The organism is Dyadobacter diqingensis, assembly GCF_024220585.1.
GTDB lineage: Bacteria > Bacteroidota > Bacteroidia > Cytophagales > Spirosomataceae > Dyadobacter > Dyadobacter diqingensis.
Window position 1 is genome coordinate 235049 of sequence record NZ_JAMXKF010000005.1, and the last position, 18249, is coordinate 253297.

An 18249-nucleotide genomic window follows, 5' to 3' on the forward strand; every position below is an offset into this window, starting at 1 on the left:
TATGATCAGTCTGTTAAGATCCATGGGACTTACTTTTCTGCATATGTTCAGGAAGCGGGAAACCATTCAGTATCCGGAAGAAAAGGTGACATTGCATCCGCGCTGGCGCGGGAGAATTGTTTTGACCCGCGACCCGGATATGGGTGAACGCTGCGTGGGATGTTATTTATGCGCCGCTGCCTGTCCGGTTGACTGCATTTCTTTGCAGGCGACAGAGGACGAAAATGGCAGGCGTTATCCCGAGTTTTTTCGCATTAACTTTTCGCGCTGTATTTTCTGCGGTTATTGCGAAGAAGCCTGCCCGACCTATGCCATTCAGCTTATTCCTGATTTTGAGATGGCTGAGTACAACCGGCAGAATCTGGTGTATGAAAAGGAAGACCTGCTGATCAATAGCGAAGGGAAATATCCAGGTTACAATTATTACAAAGTAGCAGGTTTATCTGCCGGGATCAAAGGCAAGGGCGAAGGAGATAATGAGGAGCCGCCGGTGGACGTACATAGCTTATTACCATAAAAATGGACATAGCCTTTTACATCACAGCAGCCGTCACTTTGATTTCGACGGTCATGGTCATTACCCGGCATAATCCGGTGCATGCGCTGTTGTATCTGGTCATTTCACTCCTGTCGCTGGCCATGATTTTTTTCTTACTGGGTGCTGCTTTTGCGGCACTGCTCGAAATTATCATTTATGCAGGCGCGATCATGGTGTTATTTATTTTTGTGATCATGCTCCTGAATCTGGGAGAAGAAACGGCGGCTCAGGAGAAAAAATGGCTGAAAGCCAGTGTCTGGACCGGACCGGCGATCATGGCGGGAATTTTGCTGTTCGAGTTTTATTATCTGATATCCTCTTCGGATGCTGTGTTGTACAATGAGCCTAACATTGGTCCCCGGCCGGTTGCTTTGTCGTTGTTTCGGGAATATCTTATTGGTGTGGAGCTCGCTGCGATGCTGTTAATGGCGGCTGTGGTCGGCGCTGCACACATAGGTCGGCATAAAAAAGTGGTGTTGCACCGGTTTTTAAAAGAGAAGGAAATGTCATGAGCTCATCCGTATCCACAGAAATCGTCATGTTGCTGGCCGCGCTGCTTTTCGTGCTGGGCATTACCGGCGTGATCATCCGCAAGAATATCATATTCATGCTGTTATCAGTCGAGATTATGCTGAACGCTTCGGGGCTGGCATTTGTAGCGGCCGGTTCGCGCTGGGGGCAACCCGACGGACAGGTCATGTTTATTTTTATTCTGGCCATGGCGGCAGCAGAAGTTTCTATCGGATTGGCATTGATCCTGCAAATCTATCACCAGCATAAATCCCTGGATATTGACAAACTAAGGGAAATGAACGGATAGCGCACTTTTAATTGAAAGGCTATGAATAACCTCTTATGGCTCATACCCGCTTTACCTCTCGCCGGCTTTCTCCTATTGGTGGCCGCCGGAAAACATTTGTCTAGTAAACTTGTCGCATTGACGGGTGTAGGAAGTATATCGCTATCCGCTTTGGTGACGATCATGATCGGCCTCAACTTTTTGTCATCGGCAACGGACAAAGAGACTTATCACCAGACATTGTGGACGTGGATGGATGTAGGCGGATTTAGACCGGAAATAGCGCTTTCGCTCGATGCCCTTTCACTGGTTTTTGTTTTTGTGATCACCTTCATAGGAAGTCTGATCCACGTGTATTCTGCCGGATTTATGGCTGCCGATAAAGACTATTCACGGTTTTTCGCCTGTATGAATTTGTTTGTGTTTTCGATGCTGATACTCGTTTTGGCTGATAACCTTTTGTTAATGTATCTGGGCTGGGAGGGAGTTGGTTTATGCAGTTATCTGTTGATCGGGTTCTGGTATGAAAATCCTGCAAACGGATATGCGGCCCGAAAAGCCTTTGTCATCACCCGAATAGGCGACACGGCCATGGCACTCGGACTTTTTACTATTTATTACCAGTTCGGTACTTTGGTTATGTCCGAGATCTCGGCCAATGCGGCGTCCGTCTGGCAGCCCAATACCCCCATCGCAACCGTCACGGCGCTTTTGCTTTTGGCCGGAGGTATGGGAAAATCGGCGCAGTTACCGTTACAAACCTGGCTTCCGGATGCAATGGCGGGACCCTCACCCGTAAGTGCTCTTATTCATGCAGCAACCATGGTGACAGCCGGCGTTTACCTGATCGCCAGGATGCATGTCCTTTTTGAATTGTCGGCCCTCGCGCAAATGATCGTCGCGGGAGTCGGGGCGGTTACTTTGCTTGTGGCAGGTTTCAGTGCACTTACACAATATGATATCAAAAGAGTGCTCGCTTATTCTACCATCAGTCAGATCGGTTATATGTTTCTTGCCCTGGGTGTGGGAGCATGGACAGCCGCAATTTTCCATTTTATGATCCACGCATTTTTCAAAGCACTTCTGTTTCTGGCCGCCGGTGCGATCATTGAAGCGCTGGGGCATGAGCATAACATGTTTAAAATGGGTGGTCTTAAAGACAAAATGCCTCTGGTATTCTGGACTTTTCTGATCGGGGCAGCGTCGTTATCAGCTTTGCCTTTGATCAGCGCCGGTTTTTATAGCAAAGATCAGATTCTCTGGTATGCGTGGGCATCGGAAAAAGGAAGCCCGATCTTATGGTTCATTGCAATTTTTGGCGCATTCATCACGGCTGCTTATACAACCCGGATGATGATCCTGACTTTCTGGGGTGTCACCAGGACGGAAATCGGGCATCATCCCGGCAAACTGATGACAATACCGTTAATTATTCTTGCCTTTTTCTCAGTTGTCGCCGGGTTTATCGAACTGCCTCACAACTTCGGGCATTTTACACTTTTCTCAGATTTGCTCCACCGGGTACTTCCGTCCACCGTTTTACAGGCTGATGAAAGCTCGGAATGGAAATTTCAGTTGCTGGCATTTTTGGCAACTTTTGGTGGTATTTATCTGGTATTCATTTACTATTACCGGGAGCCATATAAAATAGAAAGATTACGGGAAAATTCTTCGTTCCAATCGCTTTACCGGTTTTGGCATAACGGCTGGGGATTCGACAGGTTATTTGATCTGGTATTTGTAAATCCGTTCGTTTTCATAGCGCAAATCAATAAACGTGACATTGTGGATAGATTTTATGATGGTATAACTTCCGTCACAGAACATCTTTATCGACTACTGTCCGCTACCCAAACTGGATCGCTGCGATGGTATATTATGGGTATGGTCATCGGTGCAATAATCATTTTAGGCTTACAGATCATGTTATGATACTCGTCTGGCTCATCGGCATATTCATGGGAGGAGGTACCGCCGCGCTAATCCTGGGGCAATGGAATAAATCAATTCCACGATGGGTAGCACTGGCGACGGCACTGGCCGGTTTTTTACTTGTCGCGATTTTCTGGACGAATCAGTATCAGATGATCAATACGCATCCGTCCAGCGTCTGGCTTGTGGATTTTAAACGGGACTGGATCTCGTCGTTCGGGATAAGTTTTCATTTGTCAATAGACGGACTAAGTCTTCTGTTGTTGGTATTAACCTGTTTTTTGGGGATTTTGGCAGTGCTTTGTTCCTGGAAAGAAATCACCGAACGTACGGGCTTTTACTATTTCAACTTGCTTTGGATACTGGCCGGCGTGTCGGGCGTTTTCATGGCAATGGACCTGTTTCTCTTTTATTTCTTCTGGGAAGTAATGCTGATCCCGATGTATTTTCTGATCGGGATATGGGGGAGTGAAAATAGGGTTTATGCGGCTTACAAGTTTTTCATTTTTACGCAGGCAAGCGGTCTGTTGATGTTCCTGGCGATTCTCGGATTGTATTTTATTCACGGGCAGAATACCGGGATGTATACCTTCAATTATTTCGAACTGATGGAGACCGTTATTCCTTCTGAAACGGGGCTTTGGCTGATGCTGGGTTTCATGGTTGCTTTTGCAGTAAAACTTCCGGTATTTCCCTTTCATACCTGGCTGCCCGATGCACATAGCGAGGCGCCTACTGCCGGAAGCCTGATATTGGCCGGATTGCTTTTGAAAACCGGCGCTTATGGCATGTTACGGTTTGTTATTCCTTTGTTCCCGGCCGCTGCGGAACAAATGGCGTTGCCCGCCATGATCCTGGGCGTTGCCGGAATTGTTTACGGAGCGGTACTGGCCTATTCACAAACCGATCTGAAACGGCTGGTTGCATTTACCAGCGTAAGCCACATGGGTTTCGTGCTGATGGGGATTTTCTCCTTCAATGAACTGGCTTTTCAGGGTGTCGTTATGCAGCTTGTTACTCATGCCATCAGCACGGGCGCTTTGTTTATCATGGCAGGGATGATCAAGGAGCGGCTGCATACACGCGATATGAACCAGATGGGCGGACTTTGGTCACGGATGCCGAAAATGGGAGCCGTCGGACTTTTATTCGCGATGGCTTCGCTGGGATTGCCGGGGCTGGGCAATTTTATTGCGGAGTTTCTGATCCTGCTTGGTGCTTTTAAAGCCAGTGTCTGGATTACCACTGTTGCAGCGCTCGGACTGGTTTTCTCGGCTGCCTATTCGCTGCGTATTGTCCAGAAGATTTTCTGGGGTCCGCAGGACGGATATGGTCATATCCGTGATTTTTCTCTGAGAGAAATATTGGTTATGACCACGCTCACTTTGTCTATTATCGGGCTGGGATTATATCCACAGCCGGTAATCGATACCGCAGCACCAGCCATCAACAAACTGGTTTTGCTGCTGGAAACGGACAAAACCCAGGTCGGGAAAGTAACGAAGCCGGATACGCAGCAATATCTTGTAAAAAAATATCAGGAGTCTTATGTCAGAAAATGACTTTTTCGCACTTGCGCCGTTATTGCTGCTGTCGGGATCCGCAGTACTGATTATGCTGCTGATTGTGGCAAAACTCAGCCATCGTATCATCCAGATCAGCAGTCTTTTTTTGTTCTTTATATCATTTCTATCGCTTTTCTATATTCAAAAAATACTTCCGTACAACGTTGGGACTTTACTGGTAGTTGATGGTTTTGGCGTTTTTATAGTCGGGCTGGTTATTTTTTCGGGCTTAGTCGTTAACATACTTTCTTACATCTATTTTGAGGAAAAAGAGGAGGGCCCCAGGGAATATTATGTGTTGTTGTTTTTGTGTACACTGGGTGCATCGGTTCTTGCGCTGAGCCAACATTTCGTATCCTTGTTTCTCGGGCTCGAAATTCTGACCGTGGGATTGTATGCATTGATCGCCTATTTGAGAGGAAGAAATCACAGCATCGAGGCGGGGATAAAATATCTGGTTCTGGCGGCCTTTTCTTCTGCATTTCTCCTTTTTGGTATGGCCCTGATTTATCTGGAAACGGGTACCATGGTGTTTTTGCAGATGATCCCCGAATCGACAAAGTCTCTTTCGCCATTGTTTTATGCCGGGCTGGGAATGATGCTGGTGGGGGTGGGTTTTAAGCTGGCCGTTGTGCCCTTTCACATGTGGACGGCCGACGTATATCAGGGGGCGCCGGCACCTGTAACGGCGTTTATTGCCACGGCGTCCAAGGGTGGTGTGCTGGCGGTTTTGTTTCGCTTTTTTATTGCCATTGATGGATTTAAGTTCTCATCGGTGATGTTCGTACTTGCCTGTATCGCGGCAGCGTCCATGATCTTTGGAAATTTACTCGCCTTACGCCAGCGCAATCTGAAACGGATTCTTGCCTATTCCTCTGTTGCGCATATGGGTTATTTGCTGGTGGCGTTTGTTCCGGGAAGTTTAATGAGCCTCCAGGCCGTTTGTTTTTATTTGTTTGCTTATTTCGCCACCACACTTGCCGCTTTTGGGGTGGTCATTCTGATGTCGGGGAAAAATGATGATGCTGAAGATATTGATGAATACCGGGCACTTTTCTGGCGACATCCGGGACAAGCCTGCATGCTCAGTTTCGCTATGCTTTCGCTCGCGGGTATTCCGCTTACGGCCGGATTTACCGGGAAATTTTACATTCTCGCCACGGCGGTTCAATCCGGTTATTGGCCGCTGGCTGTTATTTTGGCATTGAGCAGCGTCATTGGCTTGTTCTATTACCTTCGTGTTATCACCGCGATGTTTGCGGGGAACAGCAATAGCGTCCCGGAAGTAAAGGAAAAACATGTATTTTTTTTCAGGGCCGGAATGCTGGCATTGTCGGTTCTCGCCGCCATGATCATTTGGTTAGGTATTTATCCCGAGGATGTGATCAGTTTTATTCGTTTGATCGCTTTCTAAATAAAATACCGTCCGGAAAGCTCCGAACGGTATATGATTATTCTCACTATGTTTAAATACGTATTGATTATTTTCCTTTAACATTTGCGGAACAACCACCTGCATTAGCTGAGGAAACCAGTAATTTTGCCTCTAAATCAGCCAGTTTTGCAGCCAGCGCTTCAATCGTGCTAACCTGCTTTTTCAAATTGTCATTTAACGTTGTCACTTCTGTGGACTGTTTTCTGAACTGTTCGTTTTCTGCTTTCAAAGCAGCGATTTGTGCCTGCTGTTCCTGTATTGCCTTTACCAAAAGTGGAGTCAGCTTACCATAATCAACGGTCCAAGGTTCGGTACTTGCATTTTGGCCACCTACGGTTACTGCTTCAGGATAAATTTTGAACAAATCCTGCGCGATAAATCCGGTCGAACGTTTTTTTGCCTTGTCACTTTTGTAATTATAATCCGACACCTTTATTTTCATCAGATCCGACAAACTATACTGCGTCGATTTGATGTTTTCTTTTAAACGGACGTCGGAAGTTGTATTGAAAAAAGTTGTTGCAGCATTTGTAGAAATTGAGCCCACCAATGTGCCATTTACCGAAAATGTTGCTAAAAATCCTGCGGCAGAACCGAGTGCACCGTTCCGGGTGATGTACATAGGACTATAATTGGATGCACCGCTGCGTTGTACCACGATGGCGCCGTCACTTAACGCGCCGTTTTGATTTTGGAAAATAATGCCGTCTGTCGTGCTGGTACCTTGTGTCATGTTGCCGATGTTTGGAATAGGATCAATCCCGAAATAAGCAAGACCACCAAAAACAGATAATTTAGCAGGAGGTAAAGCTGTGCCAATTCCAACATTACCATTTTCCATAATTTTCAGCCCCGGACTATTTGGATTTAAGCTCCATGGTGCAATCACAAGTCCGTTATTTGCATCAACATTTACATCCCCATCGGGCGAAAAAATGATGTGTGAATCTCCTTGTCTTACCAGGCCGTTGTATCCGCCATTTGTCGCCATGGTTTCGAATAAAAGGAACTTATTACCAGGTCTTCCGAAAGCAGCAATACTGGACCCGAAGACTGGTGCCGCATTTTCCATTACGTGTAATCTCAGGCCTGGTGTATCAATTCCGATACCAACCAGCCCCCGGTCTTTCGTCACCACAACTTTGGAACCGTCGGTAGCCTCGGCTTCCAGGTTGTTGTTAGCTCCGATAACGGTTGGGTTACTGCCTATTTTTACCTGCGCCATTATGGGAGATGACAAAAGTACTCCAAATGCGATTGCAGGAAGTGTCAGGCTTCTAATAAGTAATTTTCTAGTGCTCATAAAACATTTTGTTAAGTTGGGTTTCAATGGTTAAGCTGATTTTTTATCGCGCAATCACAATTTTGTGTGTACTGACAGAGCCGTCATTAAGTGTTAATTTGGCGACGTAAATACCGGCGGGAAAACTGCTGACATCCAAGCCTTCGGCCGGGATCTGCTTTCCTTTTACCACTATCCTACCTGTGTTATTTACGACAACTACCTCATTCACCTGATCATAGTTTTTGACCAGCAACTTATCGGCCACAGGGTTAGGGTAGGTTGTCAGCTCAACGTTTGTTTCAAATTTGATGCTTCTGATCCGGCTGAATGCAAATGTTCCATCCTTGTCGATCATTTTCAGACGGTATAAGTTTTCGCCAGTCGCAGGTGCGTGATCAGTAAAGCGATAGTTTTTCAAAACCGAACTTTCTACGTTCGATGTTACGGCCCCGAGCTTGTTCCAGTTTTTACCGTTTACACTTTGCTCAATATCAAAGCGGTCGCTGTTGCTTTCCGCTGTTGTAGACCATGTTAACTGCGCCACATTGCCTTCTTTGAACACATTGAAACTCGTCAGCGTAACAGGTAGCGGCGATACGCGTGCTGCCAGTGTATAAGCTGTGTAAGTGTCTGGTACAATGGACGATGTGGTTGTGATTGAACCCGCAGAAAGGTCACTGATGCCACCCAAAACTGATGTCGGATCGACAGTTGATGATAGAGGTACCCACTTTGCGCCATCCCATCCTGAGATGGTAAGTTTGGCAAGGGAGCCCCCGGTTAAGGTTGATATGGCGCTTGCCGCATCCCAGGTTAAGGTGAGCGGTGTGGCGTTTGCGCCATCAATATCCCAGTATTCAACCGGGCTTACCGCGTTCAGTAACAGGTCAAATGTAGCTACCGGGAAAGGTCCGCCTGTGGGCAACACGCTGTAATTTCCGCCTCCCAGATTGCTCGTAACAGCTGTGGTTGCGTCACCGGAGTAGTATGCACCTGTTGTTCCGTCCGCAGCTGCTGCAAAAGGTCCGTAGTTTCCGTTATCGCCAACAGGGAAAATAAACGGTGTCGACCCGTATTTGCGCACATATCCGTCAACGTGTGCGGCGTCAGAGCCACCAATGTGTGAGGAACCCGCAGCAAAATTGAGAATTCCCATCGAAGGTCCTCTGACCGTTCCTATAATGCCTGGTAGGGCACCGCTGCCGACGTTGGCAAAATCATGAGCACCAAAAAATGTCATTTCTGCTCCGCCAAAAATGTAGGTATTGCCGGTACTGCCCTGTTGTGCATGAGAAATGGTAACCGACGCCAGAAACAGGACCCCAGTCATTACTTTATTCCATCCATTTTTCAGGACCGGATTGATATAGGTATTTTTCATTTCATATCTGTTTATTTATGCCAAATCCTGTTAGTGTTTTACTTTTATTGCACCGGAGAAATCCTATTGACTTACCGAAATAGTCAGTTTTTGATTGGCGAAATCAGGTTGTCCGCAAGAACCAAGCGCTGGGGCACCAATCCCAATTGTCGCCGGAGTCCCCGGGTTATACCAGTTTTCCTGATATACCTTTACATTGTAGCTACGCGCCGGTAGGTTCTTCAACGTCGTTTTGTAGTTCATGTAACCGCCGCTGCAATTGATTCCCGATTCGGAAATGAAATATGAATCAACCAGTTCATAAACACCCGGAGTCGTCTTGTCGATGTACAAAAGCAAAAAGAACTGGACATTTGCCGTGCTGCTTGCAACGGAGTAAAGCCCAGTGAAGTCAATTACGACGTCATTTGAGGGATTCGCTGTGCTGAAATTTGCGTTACGGTTCAGGTCCGTTGCACAGGCAGGAGCAGGTGATGAACCAATGGCCGGAAACGGACAGAATGTTCCGCCAGCACCCGTTCCGATCGTCATGACAACGCCGGGTGAGCTTTGTGAAAACGAAGAAATTGCCGTGGTCCTTAGAGCCTGCCAGGTGGCTCCGCCATTTGCATCAGAAGTCAATACTTTCAGATTTCCTTCCGTGCCATCCTTAATTGTCATTTGACCGGTCGTTTTATCGACCTTAATTTTGCGGTTGGATGTAGCTGCTTCTACTTCCAGGCTGGAATTTGCCTCAATGGTGGTTGGATTCACCCCGATTTTTACTTGTGCGTAAAGCGCTGGTTGGATAAACAGCGTGCCCGAACAAAAAAGTACCGTACTCAGGATTTTTGAAGTCAGAGGCTTTCTTTTCATTGGAAATGTAATTTAAATTGATAAAAAAATTAATTAACTGGTTCTGCTTTTACAGGTCATTGCTATGGTTTAAGAGGATATCATATTCATAAAGTCGGGGTGTACTTATCCCGGTCAAGTTCTTTTGAACTTTAATTTTTAAGTCTCTTGACTTGCGGATTAACCCTCTGCCAGCGGAAGAATACGCATGAATTGTTGATCAGGAAATATATCCTTTTGGAATTACTTACTGTTGCCTGTTAGGTATATACGTTTTATAGAATTTGTTCATTGTTATAGTGTATAAATGAAAACCTGAATAATGTTAAAATGTTTGTAAACGGGCAATATCCGGTATGCGATAATTCACATTGAATTAGTTGTGTCGTTTTATGTGCTCAAATATATACGAATAAATTATCGACAATTGTAGATAATGGAGCAGAGGTTTGTAGAATTATATCTACTAAATATTTCAAAAGAAAATGTGTAACGGGCCCTTTTAAACTACTGTTTTTATAAAATATTTTTATAATGATGAAACTGAGGTTGATAAATAAATACAGCTGATATCTACGACTGGTTAAAACTATTTACTAGTAACCGATAATTTACTGTATTGCCAATTTTTACACATAGCCGCTACGCTTGGGAATTTCAGTGCGACGGCTCGGAAGTGAATAAATCCGTTTCGGTCAGAAAGTTAAATTGACAAATCTCTTTGGCGATACTTTTGCAGAAGTATTGCTAAAAAAATCAGTATGCATATCATGAAAAATACGCTCCTCGTGGTGGTCCTTGTGACCCTTCAATGGAGCTGCGGAACAAAAGGAGAGACGACCGAGCAAAAAAAACAGGCGAAGAAACTACCTGTAATTACCCTTCAGGAGAGTTCAGTAACATTGGCTTCGAATTATCCGGCGCGTATAGAGGGTAAGGTGAATGTAGACATACGTTCGCAGGCGGAAGGGTATATCGAAAAAATATTCGTTGAAGAAGGTGAACTGGTCAGAGCAGGTCAGCCCTTGTTTAAAATTGTGGCGGCACCTTATATCCAGCAACTGAACACGGCGAAAGCAAATCTGGAAGCTTCAAAAGCTGCCTTGAAAAATGCATCCCTTGAAGTTGAAAAATTCACCGAGCTCAGCAAAAGCAAGGTGACTTCTGATTTTCAGCTGAAAACGGCCAGAGCGGCGTATGAGTCGGCAGAGGCCAATGTGGCGCTTCAATCGGCAGCAGTTGAGGCTGCAAAGATCAACCTTGATTTTACTTTGATTAAGGCGCCGGTGACCGGTTTTATAGGTCGGATTCCAAAACGTATTGGAAATCTGGCGTCAAAAACGGATACCCAGGCGCTGACAACCCTGTCGGATATCAGCGAAGTATATGCCTATTTTTCTATGACGGAAAAAGATTTTTTGGCTTTTAACCAGCATTATCCTGGTAAGACACTTCCGCAAATCATCACCATGCTGCCCAATGTGTCTTTACAGCTGGCGGATGGGAATCGTTATGAGCACGAGGGTAAAATTCAGATGGTAGACGGGCAATTTGACAGCAGCACCGGTGCGATCAGTGTGAGGGTAATGTTCAAAAATCCCCGGTTTTTGCTTCGTTCGGGTAATACCGGCCGTGTTTCACTTCCTGAAACCCAGCATAAGTCACTGCTTATTCCGGTGCAGGCAACGGTAGATATGCAGGACAAAATTTTCGCTTATCGTCTCACCGCTGACAATCATACGGAGCGTGTTGCCATAACTATCTCGGCCAGAAGTGGTGACAATTATCTGGTAACGAGCGGTCTGAAAGCCGGTGACCGGGTGGTTGCCAGAGAAGCTGCTCTGATTACTGAGGGTGAGCAAATTGAGCCTAAGAAATAACGACATTCAGAATTAACTATCATGCTTAAAAATATAATTAACCGGCCGGTACTGGCGACGGTTATCTCCATCGTGCTCGTGCTGCTGGGTATCGTGAGCATCAGCAGGCTGCCGGTTACCCAGTTCCCGGATATCGCGCCGCCAACTGTTTTTGTGTCGGGATCCTATCCGGGAGGTAATAGCGAGAGTGTGACCAGATCGGTTATTACACCGCTGGAAGAGGCGATTAATGGTGTCGAGAACATGCAGTACATGAGTTCTACCGCAGGGAGCGATGGCTCGTTTTCCATCCAGGTTATTTTTCGCCAGGGGATAAATCCTGACCAGGCGGCTGTGAATGTACAAAACCGTGTGGCACAGGTCAACAGCCAAATCCCTGCGGAGGTAATCCGTGCGGGGATCACGACGAGCAAGCAGCAGAACAGTAACATCATGTTTTTTAACATTATGAGCCGGGATTCTGTTAAATACAACGAGATTTTTCTCCAAAATTATGCGAAGATCAACCTGGTGCCCGGGCTGAAAAGAATTCCTGGTATTGGTAATGTACAGCTTTTTGGAAGCAAGGATTATTCGATGCGTATCTGGTTGGATCCTCAAAAACTTACCGTTAATGATCTGGTGCCGAAAGATGTTGAGGATGCCATTAACAACAGCAGTCTGGAGGCTTCCCCCGGTAAGCTTGGAGAAGAATCGGATGCGCCGATGCAGTATGTGGTTAAGTACAAGGGGAAATTAAGCGAACCCGGAGAATTTGAACGGATTGTGATCAAAGCGAATGGTGACGGATCCATGTTGAGGCTCAGGGATGTTTCCCGCATTGAATTCGGTGCGGCTTTTTATGATAGTGACAACAAAGAAGATGGTTATCCGGCTGTAACGCTGGCGATTCAGCAAACGAGCGGATCCAATGCAAACCAGATTGAAACGGAAGTTCGCAGCAGCCTGGCGGAGCTAAGTAAATCCTTTCCAAAAGGTGTTGAATATCACATCATTCAGAGTGTGAAAGAGCGTTTGGATCAGTCGATTGATCAGGTTAAAAAAACGCTGATCGAGGCTTTTATCCTGGTTTTTATCGTTGTGTTTATCTTTTTGCAGGATTTTAGATCGACATTGATTCCGGCCATTGCCGTTCCAGTTGCCATTATTGGTACATTTTTCTTTTTGCAGCTCATTGGTTTTACGATCAATGTACTCACATTGTTTGCTCTGGTACTGGCTATTGGTATCGTCGTGGATGACGCGATTGTTGTCGTCGAGGCCGTGCATGCCAAGATGAAAGGAACCAAACTGAGTGCAAAACAGGCGACTGTATCCGCGATGCAGGAAATTACCGGTGCCATTATTTCGATCACCATGGTTATGTCGGCGGTGTTTCTGCCGATCGGTTTTATGGACGGACCGGCAGGTATTTTTTACAAACAATTTGCATTCACGCTGGCCATCGCGATCCTGATTTCCGCTTTGAACGCCCTGACTTTAAGCCCGGCCTTGTGCGCGCTTTTCCTGAAAAGTGAAGACCACGGTGAATCACATGAAAAACAGGGATTTGGACAGCGCTTTTTTAACGCCTTCAATATCGGCTTTGACAATCTGACGGATAAGTATGTGCGCAGCGTTAGGTTTCTGATATCAAAATGGTGGATGAGTCTGGGTGGTCTGGCTTTGGTCAGCGCGTTGGCCTTTTGGCTGATGGCGCGTTCGCCGAAAGAATTTGTGCCGAGTGAAGACGACCGTTTTATTACTTATGCACTGGCTCTGCCGGCCGGAAACAACCTGAAATTCACGACTGCCGTTATTTCGAAAATTGATAAGGCGTTGGGTAAAATGCCCGAAGTAGAAATGGTTTCCAGTATTTCAGGTTACAATTTGCTCAGCAACAGTGCGGGGCCGTCATATGGACTTGGGTTTATTCGTCTCAAACCAACAAAGGAACGTGGAGAAATTCAGGATATGGACGAGGTTATTGCGGCAATGAATGAGCGGCTGACCGATGTGAAAGAAGGAGAGTTGAGTCTTTTCCGTTCGCCTCCCGTGGAAGGTTTCGGGAGTGTAAGCGGCGCAGAGCTCGTGTTGCAGGACCGCGCCGGCGGAAAACTCGACAAGTTCAGTCAGACAGCAAATCAGCTGATCGCGGAGCTTAATCAGCAGCCATCGGTTTCGGCAGCGTTTACCACGTTCAGAAGTGATTTCCCCCAATTTGAAGTGGTTGTTGACGAAGATAAAGCCTACCAGCTCGGCACGACGCCCAAAGATATCATGAACACCCTTCAGCTGTTTTACGGCGGTGCGCAGGCAAGTGATTTTGTCCGTTTTGGTAAGTTTTATCGGGTGAACATCAAGGCCGAAGGTCAGTATCGTATGGATGAACAGTCGCTTAGCCAGGTTTTTGTGAAAAGTAGTACGGGCGCCATGATCCCGATCGGGACACTGGTTAAACTGACCAAGGTGTATGGTCCCGAGGTTGTAAACCGCTACAATCTTTTCAATAGTATAACCATCAACATCTTGCCGGGTGCCGGTTTCAGTACCAGCCAGGCCATGGAAACGGCTGAAAAACTGATCAGCGAAAAATTGCCGGAGGGGTACGGATATGAGTGGAGTGGATTGAGCCGTGAGGAAAAAAAATCAGGCAGTCAGATGGTGTTTATTTTCGGACTTTGCATCCTGTTTACCTATTTTCTTCTGGCCGCGCAATACGAGAGTTATATTCTGCCATTGGCGGTTATTTTCTCGATACCGACCGGAATTTTAGGTGTGTATCTGGCGATCGGCTTTGTGGGTATCACCAATAATATTTACGTACAGGTCGGGCTAATTATGCTCGTCGGCTTGCTCGCGAAAAATGCCATCCTGATCGTGGAGTTTGCTCTGAAAGCACGGCAATCCGGTATGGAGCTGCTTGCCGCATCACTGGAAGGGGCCAGACAAAGACTTCGCCCGATTTTGATGACCTCGCTTGCCTTTGTAGCCGGTCTGGTGCCTTTAATGTTTGCAACCGGTCCATCCGCAGTCGGAAACCGTTCGATCAGCACCAGCGCGGCCGGGGGGATGGTTTCGGGTGTGTTACTTGGTGTGTTGATCATCCCGGTGCTCTTTGTCGTTTTTCAAAGACTTCAGGAGAAAGTGAGCGGTGTCAAATACCCGGAGGTTCAGGATGGTTCTTCACAAAATTGATTAAGATGATGAAAATAAAATATTGGGTTTTGCCTGTGGTTCTGGCGGTAACTTCCTGCCGCGTGGGCAGAGATTATGCCAGACCGGAATTGAATATTCCAGGGCAGTTTCGTGCCGGGGTAAAGATTGATACCACAATGAGTGTTTTGCCCGATGTGAAGGATTTTTTCAAAAATCCCACATTACAGGCACTGATCGATACGGCCATCGTGCAGAATAACGAATTGAAGATTGCGATCAAAAACATTGAATCGGCGCAAACAGTCCTGAAAAAGGTGCGGTTGAATTATCTTCCGGACCTGAATGCGCAGATTACCGGAAACCATAATATTTCTTCCGCCAACAGTTTGGCCGGTATTGGGAACGAGCAGTTTATTGGTTCCCGGAGCGTGGAAGATTTCAGCGCGTCGCTGGGATTGAGCTGGGAAATTGATATCTGGGGAAGGATCAGGAGAGAAAAGGAAGAGGCGCTTGCCAGCCTTTTACAAACCCAGGAGGTGAAACGGGCCGTTCAGACGCAAGTTGTGGCGGATGTTGCCAATGGTTATTATAACTTGCTGATGCTGGACAGACAACTGGAAATTGCCCGCCAGAGCTGGCAGTTGAGTGACAGCACTTTGGCGATTACCAACGCGCAGTACCGTGTGGGCGAAGCCAATGGGTTGGCCATCAAACAGGCGAAAGCACAGCTCGAACTGACTCGTCAGCTGGTGCCGCAGATTGAGCAAAGCATCGCTATTCAGGAAAATGCTTTGAGCCTTCTTTGCGGGAGTTATGCCAAAAAAATTACCCGGCAACCCGGAGAATCTGATGAGTTCAGTGATGTTTCCAGGGCGGCATATGCCGTTTCACTGTTGTCGACCCGCCCCGACGTGCATGCCGCTGAGCTGGGGTTACAAGTTGCCAATGCAAGGGTAGGTATAAGTCAGGCGTCGATGTATCCGGCGCTCACCATCACGGCTACGGGAGGCTTAAATTCATTTAAGGCATCCAACTGGTTCAGTATTCCGGGAGCTTTGTTTGGAACGGTGGCTGGTGGTTTGACCCAACCGGTGTTTCAGCGGAGGAAGTTAAATACGCAATATGAGCAGGCGCAGATCGAGCGTGAAAAAGCGGTGATCAGTTTCCGTCAATCCGTTTTGCAGGGTTATGCTCAGGTTTCAGACGCTCTGATTATGAACCAAAAACTGAACGAACAATCACAGGCTGCCGAAAACAGACAAGAGGTTTTGCGGGAGGGAATTGATGCCGCCCAGATTCTTTTCCGTACGGGTATGGTAAATTATCTTGAAATTATAACCGCAGAAAATAGTTATTTGCAGACGCGTTTGAATGTGGCGCAGCTTTCAAGAGAAAAAGCCGGGGCGATCATAGAATTGTACCGTGCGCTTGGCGGTGGATGGAAATAGGGCAGGTATTTTGAACAGAAGACTTTTAAGTAAAGGGGTATGGAAACAGTAAATTCGAAGCACAACCGTTACCTGCGGCTGGTATTGATACTGGTTGTGGTGGTGCTGATCTATCTGTTGGCCTATCTGATGGACCCCTACAATGCGACCTGGACTTGTTACACGGAAAGGAGTTTTGAAGATCTGTTTATTGAGATTTTTTTGAATCTTGTCCTCAGCTGGGCCATTATCGAAACCAGCACCGGTATTGCTTACTGGCTCGAAAATCGCTTTCCCTGGTACGGATCTTCTTTGATCAGGTTTTTTTTACAAACCGTTCTGATCATCATTTCGGTAGGGGTTTTGCTGTTTATTCAGGATCTGATATTTATCGCGATTTATGGCAATGTCAATTTTACTGCGCAGGAACGGCTGAGTTTATGGCAGTTTTTTATGGTGACCATTCTGGTTTCTGTCATGGTGAGCGCCGTACATACCGGTTATTATTTGCTGGAACGGTGGAAAACTTCCATGTCGGAAGCTTCGGATTTACGGGTTAAAACGTTGGAGTTCAAGGAAATTGCGATGCAGGCCGAGTTGCAATCGCTGAAACTGCAACTTGACCCGCACTTTATGTTCAACAATTTCAGCACGTTATCAGAGCTGATCAATGAAAATCCGAAAGTTGCTGCCTTGTTTCTTGAAAACCTGTCGCGGGTGTACCGTTATATGATACAAAACCTCAAACGTGATTTGGTACAACTGAAAGACGAGATGACTTTTGTTAACGCGTACGTTTATCTGATCGGGATTCGTCATGGTGATCATGTCCGCGTCAACATCGATCTGGATGAGGCGATTATGACCAAGTCAATCCCGCCTATTACTGTCCAGTTATTGATTGAAAACGCGATCAAACACAACATTGCGACTTCACTGAAACCGCTGACGATCCATATTTTTTCGGTCGACCAGTGCACTATTACGGTCACTAACAATCTTCAGCCAATTGCAAATGCGCTGCCATCCACCCATCTGGGGCTGCAAAATATTCGTGACAGATATAGGATTTTATCAAGTAAACTCCCCGAAGTGATCAGAAGTACGGACCAGTTTTCAGTAGTGCTCCCGCTGATTGATTTTTAATCGTTGTCAAGATGAAGATATTAATCATAGAAGATGAAAAGCTTAACTCAGCACGTTTACAGCGTATCCTGAAAGAGGTTCTGCACTCGGTGGAGATACTTGCGGTGCTGGAAACGGTAACGGAAAGTGTGATCTGGTTTAGGGAAAATCCCAGACCTGATGTCGTGTTGATGGATATCAGGCTGGCAGATGGCCTCAGCTTTGATATTTTTGCCCAGACAAGCGTGTCCTGCCCGGTTATTTTCACAACGGCTTATGATGAATATGCAGTAAGGGCGTTTAAGGTAAATGGCATTGACTATCTGCTCAAACCGATCGAAAAGGATGAGCTGGCCGCTGCCTTGCAGAAAGTCAGGCCGGTGGCAGATTCGCCTGTTGATTTTAACCTTTTGCAGCTTCTTCAGGTGTTTAAAGAACGTAATCAGGTGTATCGGAAAAGGTTTCTGTTGCCGAGTTATGATGGTTTTAAGACAGTTTCGGTTGAAGATATTGACCTGGCTTATTCTGAATTCAAGCTTACACATCTTGTGCTGAAAAACGGAACGGTTGAAACGGTACCGCAAAGCATGGAGGATCTGGAAGACGAGCTTGATCCGGATAATTTTTTCAGGGCCAATCGCCAGGTGATCGTGGGTGTACACTGTATCGAAAGTATCCAAAATGATTTTAACGGAAAATTGAGAATAATTCTCAAAAGAAATACTGATAACGAGGTATTGGTAAGCAGAGAAAAAGCTCCTTTGCTTAAAGCATGGCTCGACAGATAGGCGAGAAACCGGCACAATCGGCAGGCTGCGACACGTCAGCGATTAAGAAAATATTAAAATTAATCGATTGTAAATTTTTGCCTGTCGGAGCTCATCGATATTGCTATATTTGCGGCCTGACT

General features: G+C 46.3%; 14 protein-coding genes. 11 read left to right on the forward strand and 3 right to left on the reverse strand.

The features are described from left to right. Position 1 precedes the first annotated feature (1 nt). From nuoI to M1L62_RS16345, 6 genes are read left to right on the forward strand one after another with little or no spacing between them, the layout of a single operon-like run. Positions 2 to 517 carry an NADH-quinone oxidoreductase subunit NuoI gene (nuoI, locus tag M1L62_RS16320; RefSeq protein ID WP_254560672.1) on the forward strand — a complete coding sequence of 172 codons (516 nt, stop codon included), beginning with the start codon at positions 2 to 4 and terminating at the stop codon, positions 515 to 517. A gap of 2 nt (positions 518 to 519) precedes the next feature. Then, entirely contained in the window at positions 520 to 1050 is a 531-nt protein-coding gene (nuoJ, locus tag M1L62_RS16325) for an NADH-quinone oxidoreductase subunit J (protein ID WP_254560673.1), read from the forward strand. Continuing rightward, positions 1047 to 1358, forward strand: a complete 312-nt coding sequence (gene nuoK, locus M1L62_RS16330; RefSeq protein ID WP_254560674.1) for an NADH-quinone oxidoreductase subunit NuoK — start codon at positions 1047 to 1049, stop codon at positions 1356 to 1358. Before nuoJ ends, nuoK begins: the two co-directional genes overlap by 4 nt. Before the next feature lie 21 nt (positions 1359 to 1379). Then, positions 1380 to 3269: an NADH-quinone oxidoreductase subunit L gene (gene nuoL / locus M1L62_RS16335; protein ID WP_254560675.1), complete on the forward strand. Its 1890-nt coding sequence runs from the start codon at positions 1380 to 1382 to the stop codon at positions 3267 to 3269. Then, positions 3266 to 4831 (forward strand): NADH-quinone oxidoreductase subunit M, encoded by a 1566-nt coding sequence (nuoM, locus tag M1L62_RS16340; protein ID WP_254560676.1) that lies wholly within the window; start codon positions 3266 to 3268, stop codon positions 4829 to 4831. Before nuoL ends, nuoM begins: the two co-directional genes overlap by 4 nt. Next, positions 4818 to 6248, forward strand: coding sequence for an NADH-quinone oxidoreductase subunit N (locus tag M1L62_RS16345; RefSeq protein WP_254560677.1), 1431 nt, complete (start codon positions 4818 to 4820; stop codon positions 6246 to 6248). Before nuoM ends, M1L62_RS16345 begins: the two co-directional genes overlap by 14 nt. 67 nt (positions 6249 to 6315) lie before the next feature. Here the strand turns inward: M1L62_RS16345 and M1L62_RS16350 are convergent, their stop codons facing one another. The 3 genes from M1L62_RS16350 to M1L62_RS29810 all read right to left on the reverse strand — a co-directional run bounded on the left by M1L62_RS16350 (position 6316) and on the right by M1L62_RS29810 (position 9790). Beyond that, complete coding sequence (locus M1L62_RS16350) at positions 6316 to 7572, reverse strand: tail fiber domain-containing protein (protein WP_254560678.1); 1257 nt, start codon at positions 7570 to 7572, stop codon at positions 6316 to 6318. Between the two features lie 43 nt (positions 7573 to 7615). Next, the gene (locus tag M1L62_RS16355; protein ID WP_254560679.1) at positions 7616 to 8935 is read right to left on the reverse strand and encodes a T9SS type A sorting domain-containing protein; all 1320 of its coding nucleotides are present in this window, start codon (positions 8933 to 8935) and stop codon (positions 7616 to 7618) included. A 63-nt stretch (positions 8936 to 8998) separates the two neighbouring features. Beyond that, on the reverse strand, positions 8999 to 9790 hold the full coding sequence (locus M1L62_RS29810; protein WP_254560680.1) for a hypothetical protein: 792 nt from the start codon (positions 9788 to 9790) through the stop codon (positions 8999 to 9001). A 749-nt stretch (positions 9791 to 10539) separates the two neighbouring features. Between M1L62_RS29810 and M1L62_RS16365 the strand changes: the two genes are divergently transcribed. Genes M1L62_RS16365 through M1L62_RS16385 form a run of 5 tightly spaced genes read left to right on the forward strand, consistent with a single transcriptional unit; the run spans position 10540 to position 18127 of the window. Then, positions 10540 to 11649, forward strand: coding sequence for an efflux RND transporter periplasmic adaptor subunit (locus M1L62_RS16365; protein WP_254560681.1), 1110 nt, complete (start codon positions 10540 to 10542; stop codon positions 11647 to 11649). A gap of 21 nt (positions 11650 to 11670) precedes the next feature. Beyond that, positions 11671 to 14826 (forward strand): efflux RND transporter permease subunit, encoded by a 3156-nt coding sequence (locus M1L62_RS16370; protein WP_254560682.1) that lies wholly within the window; start codon positions 11671 to 11673, stop codon positions 14824 to 14826. Positions 14827 to 14831: 5 nt separating this feature from the next. Further along, positions 14832 to 16235, forward strand: a complete 1404-nt coding sequence (locus M1L62_RS16375; RefSeq protein ID WP_254560683.1) for an efflux transporter outer membrane subunit — start codon at positions 14832 to 14834, stop codon at positions 16233 to 16235. A 39-nt stretch (positions 16236 to 16274) separates the two neighbouring features. Then, entirely contained in the window at positions 16275 to 17360 is a 1086-nt protein-coding gene (locus tag M1L62_RS16380) for a sensor histidine kinase (protein WP_254560684.1), read from the forward strand. A gap of 11 nt (positions 17361 to 17371) precedes the next feature. Then, a complete protein-coding gene (locus M1L62_RS16385) occupies positions 17372 to 18127 on the forward strand; it encodes a LytR/AlgR family response regulator transcription factor (RefSeq protein ID WP_254560685.1) in 756 nt (251 codons plus the stop codon). Positions 18128 to 18249 lie beyond the last annotated feature (122 nt).